Below are 10,390 nucleotides of genomic sequence, written 5' to 3'. Positions count from 1 at the left end.
GCGAAATAAGCGGACGCTTTGCGCAGTATCTCATTGGCCTGCCGAAGCTCGCGGTTCTCCCGCTCCAGAGCCTTCATCTTCTCGGCCACATCGCTCGGCAAGCCTGCTCGTTTGCCGGTGTCGACCTCGGTCTTCTTCACCCATTCATGCAGCGTGGCTGGCAAGCAGCCGATCTTGGCCGCGATCGAGGAAACCGCTGCCCACCGGGACGGGTGTTCTGCTTCGCGATCCAGAACCATGCGGATCGCACACTCACGGACTTCCGGTGAAAATTTGTTCGTTGTCTTGCTCATCTCGGCCCCACTTTCTCAGAAGTTGAAGCCTCCGGCAAACTCGGCGCGGTTCAACCTCCGTTTACCAACTCCGCTCAGTGGAGCTTGGTGGCGCTCTCCAAACTACAGCCAAGCGTCTTCACGTCCTGAGATTCTATCGCGCGCTGACCGACGCTTCATGTGTTTAATGCGGAGCATGGGTCGCGATTCTCCCGGCACCTATTGCACTCACCTGCCAGCGACGGCTCTCAACGGCGGCACGCTGTCAACGATCTCGAAAGAGGCTAATCTACACAAAAAAAAGAGAATATCACGTTGTTATCGCTTCATAAAAATACACGGTGTTTACCGCCCCCTTCTACCTTTACCCGCATTTGGGAAGATGTTAGATATGCGCCACTCGCGATTGGGCGAACCGCAAAATTATGAATTGTCTTTGCTATCGGGTATTGAGTAATGCTTGACACAACAGGTTCGGCGAATTGCGGGCCATCCGACGGCAGCGACCTTTTTCCCGGGTCGGGCTGGAACTGGAAAAGGTTAAGAACTGGAATGGGCAAGGGGCTTGCTGCCACACTGATCTCGCTGACAACTTCTGTGGCGCTGGCAGGATGCCAAGTCGTCTCATCCCGCGGGCCGATGGCGCCAGATGTTTTGTCAAGTGCCAAAGAATCCGGAAGCCAGACGGCGAATTATCACGTTGTGGACTTGTCCGAAAGCGTCGCTAATCTGCTTCTACATAGTCCGGTTGCCAGCTTGAGCGCCAGTTTTGGCACGAAGCCGCCGCCGCCGCGCCAAGTTCTGGGTGTCGGAGATACCCTATCGATTTCAATTTTTGAAAGCGCCCCGGGCGGACTGTTCTCACCGCCTGAACAGGCGATCGTTTCCGGCTCCCGTCAAGCTGTGCTGCCGAATCAAATTATCGACCAGGCGGGATACATCGATGTTCCCTACGGGGGTAAGATCCGCGCGGCTGGCAGCACCCCGTCCGAAGTCGCTAAGCGCATCGAGAGCGCACTTGCAAGTCGCGCAATTGAGCCGCAGGCAATGGTCAGCGCCGTAGACACGACGGCCAATACTGCGACGGTCCTCGGGAATGTATCGAACACCGGCCGCGTCAAGCTCAGCATCGGCGGGGATCACATTTTGACGGTCCTAGCTAATGCTGGGATGCATGATTCGGAAACAGAAGCTGTTGTTCGTCTAGTGCGCCGCGGTACTGTTCAAACGGTTCCACTGACTACAGTGCTCAACGTGCCATCGGAGAATATATACGTTTATCCTGGCGACACTATCTTTGTCCTAAAAGAGCCGCAGGTCTTTAACGTCATGGGCGCGGTTACCAAGGCTGGGCAGTATCCTGTCGGCTTTAGCAATCAGACGATTGCTGGCGCAATTTCTCTCGCCGGCGGGTTGCTCGACACGATGGCAGACGCAGGCGGTGTCTTCGTGTTCCGATTCGAGTCTACCGAAACCGCACGCAAGTTGCTGCCTCCAGGAACTGTGCTTAAAGAAACGCCCTCCGGCGTGCCCATTGTATTCCGCATCCGCTTCTCTGACCCGCGCTCGTTCTTCTGGCTCCAGCAGATCAAGATTCGGAACAATGACCTCGTTTATGTCGCAAACGCAGTCTCTGTAGAGTTGCAGAAGTTCGTAGACCTTGCGTCCCAGATGTCGCTTGTCGGCTTGAGGGGTGCGCAGATTAGGAATGCCCTCGAGTAGAGGGCATGTGCAGACAGGCGATTGCCGCTCGCGTCACATTGGCGTGGCCACATCCAGCGATCGCTCAGCCGCTCTCCGCGGCAAGGCGTCGGGAAGGACAGCATCAATTTGAAGTTGCCTCGGTCAACTGTGACGATTGTCAGCGGCATCTCAGGCATCTCAGGCATCTCAGGCATCTCATCTGTGGGGCTGTGGCCACTCTGACGAAGGTGCCGGCTTCTACACCCCGCCGGACCGAGAGCTGCGTGTAAAGAGCGTACCAGCAGAAAGGACGTATAACGTGTCGATTTGGCTGATAGGCGCGGGGCCGATGGCAGCCTTGCATGCCGCCGTTCTTGATAGCATGCAAGTTGACGTTACCGTTGTGGCTACGAGCGCAACGAGGGCACAGCCCTTGGCGGAAAAGCATTCGATGCGGGCATATACCCATGGACTGGAACGAGCACTAGAAAACCTGCCACTACCTGACGCGGCTGTTGTCGCTCTTCCGGTCGACAAGCTGGCCGCTGCTGCCGAAAAGCTGGCTGCCGCCGGCGTTCGCAAGATCCTACTGGAAAAGCCGGGCGGACTCACTTCTGACGAACTCCTCCTAGTGCTCACCGCAGCCAAGTCGACCGGCTCTTATGTTGCAATCGCCTACAATCGGCGGTTCTTTGCGTCCGTCATCGAAGCACGTCGCAGAATTGCCGCCGCCGGAAATGTCCTCTCCGTGAACTTCGAGTTCTGCGAAGATGCGCCCCGGATTGCGGCGCTGCCGACACCAGATCGCATAAAGGAAAACTGGGTCCTCGCGAATAGCACGCACGTCATCGATCTGGCGTTTCATCTTTGTGGGCAGCCATCAGAGTGGACCTGTGATACTAAAGGAAGCCTCTCGTGGCACAGTCGTGGAGCCGATTTCCGCGGCTTCGGGCAAACTGTTGATGGCGCAAGGTTTTCTTATTTTGCTGACTGGCGTGGACCTGGACGCTGGGGTCTGGAGATCATCCTCGCGGATGAGCGCCTAATACTACGGCCGATGGAAAAGCTGGCAATAATGGCAAGAGGCAGCTTCGAAACACTCCCGGTTGAGATTGATGATACGCTCGACAAGAAATTCAAACCCGGGCTCTATCTGCAAATGAAGGCCTTTCTGAGCGAGGAACCGGACGCGAACCTCGTGACAGCCGAACAGCAGTTGAACGCTATCAATTGCATCTACAACCGCATCGCGAACTATTAGGACGGACTTCCGAGTATGGCAAGAATTGCTCTCATTGGCGCAGGCAGGATGGGCTCCCGTTTTTCACAAGCGATCCGCAAAAGCGGCCACGACATAGCCGTGATTTTCGATCCCATGGAAACACCGTTTGCAATCATCAGTGAGCCGCAGCTTGCCGGGCTGCACACTCGTGACTTTAGTGAGGTACTCTCCCGCGACGTCGATGCGGTCGTGATCTGCACGACAGCAGATTCACATGTCGCGATTGCGCAGAATCTCATAGAGGCAGGCAAGAAACGTATCATTATCGAAAAGCCACTTAGCCAGAGCCTCGCCAGCGCTGAAAGTCTCGCCGATCTCGCCAACAGATTCGGCGTTCGAATCATCGTCAACCACGGGCGCCGGTACTGCGCAAACACCCGCAGCCTGAAAGCTCTCGACGGGAACCCGGCAACCGGCTCTCTGCGTTCGATTATAATAAAGATGGGCGGGGGTTCGCTCGGTTGCGTTGGAACCCACTGGATTGATCTCTGCAATAATCTGCTGGGTGGAAAGCCGGAGCAGGTCTTTTGCGCGCTGAGTCACGAAACGCCGGACAATAATCGTGGGCCGCAGTTCTTCGATCCCGGCGGAACGGCGCTGTTCTTCTACGGCACCGGCAAGCGTGCAATCATTGACCTAGGCGATGACGTTGGTATCGTCGGAGGGGCAGATTTCATCTTCGAGCGAGGAATGGTTTCGTGGAAAACAGAAGGCGGAGATTGGTCCTACATGCACCGGCGTACGGAGGATAACGCTAAGCCGCTGACGTTTTACGGGCTGCCGCTCATAGCGGATGAATTCCGTTCCGTCCCTCCGGATCTTGTCGATTATGCTGTAGCGGCCATTCAGGATGCGTTTTCGGACGATGCACCGGAAAGCGGAATTGACAAGGCCGTCGAGACGATGGAAGTCTACGCTGCCTTGCGATGGTCCGCAGCGGCAGGCCATCCGGTGAGTTTGCCACTAGAGGCAGCTGCAAAACGAGAAATCTATACGATCCCCTGAAGGCAACCAATGGTTACGACGACAGACGAAATCGTCCATCGCGCAAAAGCGGGCTGGTCCCTTGCCTTACGGCTTGGGGGAGGGCTTTCCAATATCCAGCGGCGTACCAAAAATCTACAGGTGCCCTGGATTCGAGTCTTCTTTTTTGTGATTACGCTCGTCCCGACCGTACTCACCCTGTTCTATGCGCTGACGACGTCGGCACCGCTCTATAAGTCGGAGACACAGTTTACGATCGAGGATCGACAGCAGGGCGCCGCATCGGGGTTCAGCGGCCTCATGGCTTCCATTGGTATAGCCGGCGGAAGCGAACCGAATTCAATGTACTCGTTGCGACGCTTTATTCAGTCGTCCGACGCTCTCGAGCAACTTGAACAACACCACGGGTTCCGCAAATTCTACGCATCACCCAACGGTGACTGGGTTACGCGCCTGCGTACGAACGCCACCCCCGACGACGTGCTCGGCTATTACTCCAACATGGTAACGCCGCATATATCGTCAACCGAAAACATTATGACGCTAGAGGTCTGGGCCTTCGATCCCGAAACAGCGCGTGATATCGCCACTAACCTACTGCAGATCTCAGAAAACTTCGTCAACCGTATGAATAATCGGGCCCTCAAAGACCAGGTTGCCTTCCGAGAAAAAGAACTTGCGAATGCTCAAGAACGGCTCTTGAAGGCCCGCGTTGCAGTTACCGAATGGCGTAATGCCAACGGCGCCCTTGATCCAATGGTCCAAGCCCAAATGATACAGGGCCTGATCAACGGAATGGAGGCGGAACTTTCCAAGGTTCGGGCAGATATCAGTCAATTGACCGACGCCGCAAACGCCGAGCGCTTCAAACCGCGTATCCAGGTTCTTCAGGACCGGGAAGCCAGCCTGCTCCAGCAAATAGCGAACACACGTGATCGGCTGACGGGCTCCACCGCTCACACAGTGACAACCCAGCTGGCGGACTACGAAAAGCTTCAGGCCGAAATGGAGTTCTCACAGAAGAATCTGGAACTTTCGATGGCCGCCCTTGAGAGCGCCCGTCAAGTCGCTCTCCAGAAGCAGAAATATCTAATCCTGATTTCAAGTCCGACTCTGCCGAGTGAACGCATCTTTCCGCTTCCCGGGTTCCATACGCTGCTCGTCCTCGTCGCGACGCTCTTGCTCTTCGGGATTACTGTCCTACTCCATTCCATCGTGCGGGATTACAGGAGTGTGTAGTAAATGACGTCCGCTGCCGCCCCTCGGCCGCGCGCCCGGCACAGGTTCGATCGGAAGAAAATCCCTTCCTTCGCCTGCGTCGTGATGTTGTTGTCAACTGTCGCCCAAGTCGCGGAGGCAGGCGAACGTTGCGATCCGACTCAAGATGAACGTCCTTTTCGCATGCTGAACGGCTTGGAAACACAGCGGCTCGATGCAAACCGACTCATCGTCTATCCTGGTTCGGCGGTTGACAATACCGGCTGCGAAATTCTCAACGTATACCGCAAAATAACGGTCAACATAGAAACAACGGGGGTCGGCGGGCGAGATGACGTTGCAACCCCGAAGGACGTAGAGGAGATGCTTGCCGCCTCTGGGAACAAGGCCGAGAAAGCTAGCGCGACTTATGTTCGCGGACAATTTGTCGGAAAGCCACTCGCCGGCTGGTACTATGTGGTATTGGCTCGGGAGCTGAATCCCACGACACCGGTCACCGCTGTCTTGACACGACAGCAAAGCTCCCAAAGAACTGACGGACAGGGTTCGGCCGGCATTCCGGCCAACTTCGTCTACCGACGCCATCTGCCGATCGCTTACCGCTATGAACCAGACACGGGGTTTCGGCCGATGGTTTGCTACGGCTGGCCAAAGTCAGTGTGCGACTGGACTCGTCTGTTGCCCGCCAGCCATTATTTAATCGCAAAAGGTGTGTCGGGAATAACGGCACAGACAATTGACGCCAGCAAATGGGTACCTGGTTTTGGCCGTATTCTGCGAATGGAAATCATCCTTCGCGCGAATAAGCAAGGTGGTGGCGCCTACATCAGCACTCTCGGACGATCCGACGGCGAGTTCTTGGCGGGTTATGTCAACCGTCCGGGCGATCTGTCAGTTATGCAACTGGAACTCGCGACGACAAGCAAGCAGACGTTCTCGATCCGCACCGACGCGGGTATCACTGCCGATATTTACGCGGTTGGATTTTCGATCGAGCAGCCGAGTTAAGTCCTATATGAATTACCTCTGGACTGTTCTTCTGAGCTTTGCTCGAGAGCCGCTTCTAACCTGGCGCGCAATTCTTCATCTCGTAGGCTTCAAGCCGTCGAAGCTGCGGAAACTCTCCAAGCGTCCGCATGCATCCCACCGTGCCGTCGTCGTCGGTCTTAGAGAGGAAGATTGGATAGAATTCGATGAGGCGTACCCGGAATTCGAAAAGACATTCGCGCTGAAGGATGTTTTAACCTCCGAGTTGAGATTGGCCTTAATGCATCGGGACGTCGCAGTCATTGCTTTTCCGGATGCAGCAAGGCGGCGTCTCGCCGCCGCTATAGACGGCCTCGCAACCGCGATATTTGAAGCCTCCATCGATCCGGTGCCGCATCTCACACGCGACGCAGAGATCGCCGATGATCGTCCCGAGTGCGATGCCACGCACGTGCACAATCCGGAAAGCTCACCTGCACCGATTTCCACGCAGGACGATACGAATCTGGAGGGGCCGAGGCGGCTTCGCAGCAGCGAAGCGCCACATTCCGTACGACTAAAGCGCGTCCCCCGCCCCCGCGCAGGAACGAACGCCGATGCAATGGCATTCTTGCAAAAGATTCTGGAAGTGCTTGCCGAGAATACAGTTGTACTGCCGACGATTTTACCGGCAGGTGCGAACGTTTCGGTAGACACATTCGCGCCGCTAACGCTATCTGAAGTACGCGAGCGGGCGCTACGCGCACCCGAGCAGGCCGCAATCATTGCTTTGGGATTGATTTACAAGGCGTGGATCAATGACAACCACTCGTCACTTGCCTCTGTTCTCACTTCCGCGGCCAGTCTTCCGCTAACCCCGGATTTCCTCGCCGCGATTGGGCGTTGCGACGACACCGCCGCACTCGCCGAACCGGGACGGATCGCCCTGCAGCTATTCTTGCGCGCCCTGACCGTCCGGGAAGGGTGTGACGACCTGCAAGCCTATTGCCGTTGGCGACATCTGGATCTTCCGTTGCTTGAGGCCGTTGATTATGCTCCAGGTGCGGGTCTCGATTTTGCATCGGCAGTGTCTTCCAGCCGCTGGCTCGTTGCAGGCAAGGCTCCCCCAGCCGCATTGAGCCATGCTAACCGTGGGAGCGATCTCGAAATTATCTGTCTTGGCGAAATGACTTCGTTCAACACTTTACCGGTGTCATCGCTTGCACGCTGTTCGCAATCGAACCGAATAGCCAGCCTCAAGACCACAAGGTCACTACGTGTAAGACCCTACAGCGAAAGTGAGGAAAGGCTCAGTAGGCACACCGGGCGAATCGCGAGCGCATTTTCTACCGCCGTCGCCGATCTCCTCAAGACGAGCGAGGCTAGTGTTTGGCTGAATGCACTGGAACTGCCGATCGATGACCTTCTCTTTGGAAGAGCCGCAGAATTCTGGAGTCTCTTGGAACATCTTCGTAATACTCCTCGCGCAGGCGACACGATCCTTGCGGGCGACAGCGATCTTGGGATGGCATTCACGGCAGGCCTCTATTCCATAGATTATCCAGAGACAGCCCGCATCATATCACCGGAAATTGGCTTCCGTCCGTCTGATGACGCATACGAGCTTCAGTGTCAGATCATTGAAAGCGCATTTCCCGAAGCTTCAGGGCCGGGCGAGGACAACGCAAGACGTATTCTTTTGAAGGCAATGGCGGCTGGGAGTGCCAGATCTGTGCGTTCAACTGGTGCAGCTGTACTCATAGGCCGAAACTTCGACCGTAATTACAGTACAGATCTGACTGAGCTGGGACGAGAGCTGCGCAAAGACCGAACCGTCATCTTCATCCCCAGTGCCGGCCAAACAATCAAGGGTCGAGTTTCAACCTTTTTTGATTCGGTAACCAACGATTGGTACGACCAGGTCATTGTAGCGCCCGCCGCAAAACTACAGGCACCCAATGGCAATCTCCCTGCACTAACCACACGAAATCTTTTGCCATTTCTTGTTCGATTCGCTCATCGAAACAAGATGATCAACCTTACTGAGGTGGCGCTTATATTGTCGGTGCGCCGTCAACTTGATGCATTCTTCTGTTCCAAGTTCTTCAATTACATCCAAGCTGGAGCTGAAACAGCAAAATGGTTGAAAACTTTGGCGCCAAGTCAGATAGCTCTGCTACCCGGTCGAGACTTTATTGCCCAGGCGGCATGCCTGATCGGGCGCGAGGCCGGTACACCGACCTTTGACGTCCAAACTGTGTTCGTCGGACCGCGCTCTCGCTACAAACCTACGAAGGCCGACGTTCAGTTTACAATTGAAACGCAGTCACAACAGCTTTTCACGAGCTATTTTTGCCTTCCAATTGAAAAGACAATGTTGACTGGATGTTCAAAAGTAGGACTAGTTCAGGAAAAAGTTCGGAAGCTCGATAGAAATATCGCCAGAAAACATGCTGGCATAAGTGAAAATTTCCTCATTGTTTTTGCCGGATCTCCATTTTTGCATGAAGACGAGCCCATAATATCAGCTATTGCCAAGAACATCTCCGCTTGGCCGAACGCCCGCCTCGGAATCCGGCTACACCCGACCAGTGACGATGCATTCAAGGCATACTGTATGGAGCTCGGCCGCAAAGATCACGCGCTCACGACGTTAACTACGCTAGACCTTCCACACACATTGGCCGTGGCCGACGTCGTCGTTACTCGCTTTTCCAATGTCGGCCTTGAGGCCGCCCTTGCAGGACGAGATGTAATCGCCTGCAATTTCACAGATGCGCCTCCACCAATCAGCCTCGACGCAATGGGCGTGGCGGCAATCGCGCTCTCAGCGGAGGAACTGCTGACGTGCATAGAGGATTTTCGTGTTCATGGCACACGCTGGCAGGATCTGCAAAGAAGTCGCAGCGACTACATCGATGCGAACCAACAACTGCTACAGGGCTTGCCTTCGGCTCATATGCGAAAGACTATTGACGACTACATTGCCTCACGCCCGAAAATAGCTCATCAGGCGGGGATCAAGACGTAGCGAGTACATGAGCAACACCACTGACCTGCCCCTGAACTTTCATCCGGCTGCGATTAGAGCAGGGATCAGAGTGAACCGCCCCAGGTTTCTGGACCAGCGGAAGCTGGAGTTTTCCGACTTCATTCAGGGGGGCGGGCTGGTTGCGCCTCCCGAATTCATGAGCGAGATCGGGGCTTTGTTGCCGATCGCGCCATGTGGCCGAACCTCATTGTAGTCTCTACGCCAATCCTCCATCTTTTCGCGGGCATCCGCAAGGGTCAGGAACCAGTGTTGGTTCAGGCATTCAGCCCGGAAGCGGCCGTTGAATGCCTCGATGAAGGCATTGTCCGTGGGCTTGCCCGGACGTGAGAAGTCCAGAGTCACGCCCCTGGCATATGCCCATAGGTCGAGATCGCGAGACACAAACTCCGTTCCCTGGTCGACACGGATCGTCTTCGGATAGCCGACCTGGTGGCATATCCGCTCGAGTGTCTGCACGACATCTTCACCGCGATAGCTATGACGCGGATCAAGAACCGGTACATAGCGCGAGAAGGTATCGACCACGGTCAGGACACGCAGCTTCTTGCCGGTCGCGAGTTGGTCATGCACGAAGTCCATCGCCCAGACATCATTCGGCCCGACAGCCTTCTGCCGATCCTCCCGTAGCTTCGCCTTGACCCTGCGTTTTGGCGTCTTGTTCCGCAGTTGCAGGCCCAAGTCCCTGTAAATGCGGTAGGTTCGCTTGATGTTCGTGCGCCATCCCTCGCGCTCCAGGAGCACTTGCACACGGCGATAGCCATAACGCACACGCGTTTCGCAAATCTCGCGGATGCGTCGTTCGAGACCGGCCTGATCGGGGCGGCGAGAGGTGCAGTGGTGTCAATGCCGCGTGAATTTTCCCCAGAAGTGCCGCAGTAAAATTCCCCAGTTATGCCGACGTCGACGACATGGCGAATTGAGGATTTTTCGGCG

General features: G+C 55.7%; 7 protein-coding genes and 1 pseudogene. 6 read left to right on the top strand and 2 right to left on the bottom strand.

All coding sequences use genetic code 11. The features are described from left to right. The coding region (locus DFR48_RS21600) for a transposase (protein ID WP_147273567.1) at positions 1 to 293 on the bottom strand (293 nt) is incomplete at its 3' end. Positions 294 to 824: 531 nt separating this feature from the next. On the opposite strand from DFR48_RS21600, the gene DFR48_RS21595 reads away from it, so the two are divergent. The 6 genes from DFR48_RS21595 (at position 825) to DFR48_RS21570 (ending at position 9,436) form a co-directional block, all read left to right on the top strand. Next, positions 825 to 1,994, top strand: coding sequence for a polysaccharide biosynthesis/export family protein (locus tag DFR48_RS21595; protein WP_170141962.1), 1,170 nt, complete (start codon positions 825 to 827; stop codon positions 1,992 to 1,994). Positions 1,995 to 2,274: 280 nt separating this feature from the next. Further along, positions 2,275 to 3,216, top strand: a complete 942-nt coding sequence (locus DFR48_RS21590) for a Gfo/Idh/MocA family protein (RefSeq protein WP_114365283.1) — start codon at positions 2,275 to 2,277, stop codon at positions 3,214 to 3,216. 15 nt (positions 3,217 to 3,231) lie between these two features. Next, entirely contained in the window at positions 3,232 to 4,242 is a 1,011-nt protein-coding gene (locus DFR48_RS21585; RefSeq protein WP_114365282.1) for a Gfo/Idh/MocA family protein, read from the top strand. 9 nt (positions 4,243 to 4,251) lie between these two features. Beyond that, on the top strand, positions 4,252 to 5,460 hold the full coding sequence (locus DFR48_RS21580) for a KpsE/RkpR family capsule polysaccharide export protein (RefSeq protein ID WP_114365281.1): 1,209 nt from the start codon (positions 4,252 to 4,254) through the stop codon (positions 5,458 to 5,460). A 3-nt stretch (positions 5,461 to 5,463) separates the two neighbouring features. Beyond that, a complete protein-coding gene (locus tag DFR48_RS21575) occupies positions 5,464 to 6,447 on the top strand; it encodes a hypothetical protein (RefSeq protein WP_147273566.1) in 984 nt (327 codons plus the stop codon). A gap of 7 nt (positions 6,448 to 6,454) precedes the next feature. Then, entirely contained in the window at positions 6,455 to 9,436 is a 2,982-nt protein-coding gene (locus DFR48_RS21570) for a hypothetical protein (RefSeq protein WP_114365279.1), read from the top strand. 123 nt (positions 9,437 to 9,559) lie between these two features. On the opposite strand, the pseudogene DFR48_RS21565 reads toward DFR48_RS21570, so the two are convergent. Further along, a pseudogene (locus tag DFR48_RS21565) lies at positions 9,560 to 10,390 on the bottom strand (IS3 family transposase); the annotation flags it as partial.

The organism is Ciceribacter lividus, assembly GCF_003337715.1.
GTDB lineage: Bacteria > Pseudomonadota > Alphaproteobacteria > Rhizobiales > Rhizobiaceae > Allorhizobium > Allorhizobium lividum.
This window is presented reverse-complemented; position numbering and strand designations above follow the sequence as displayed.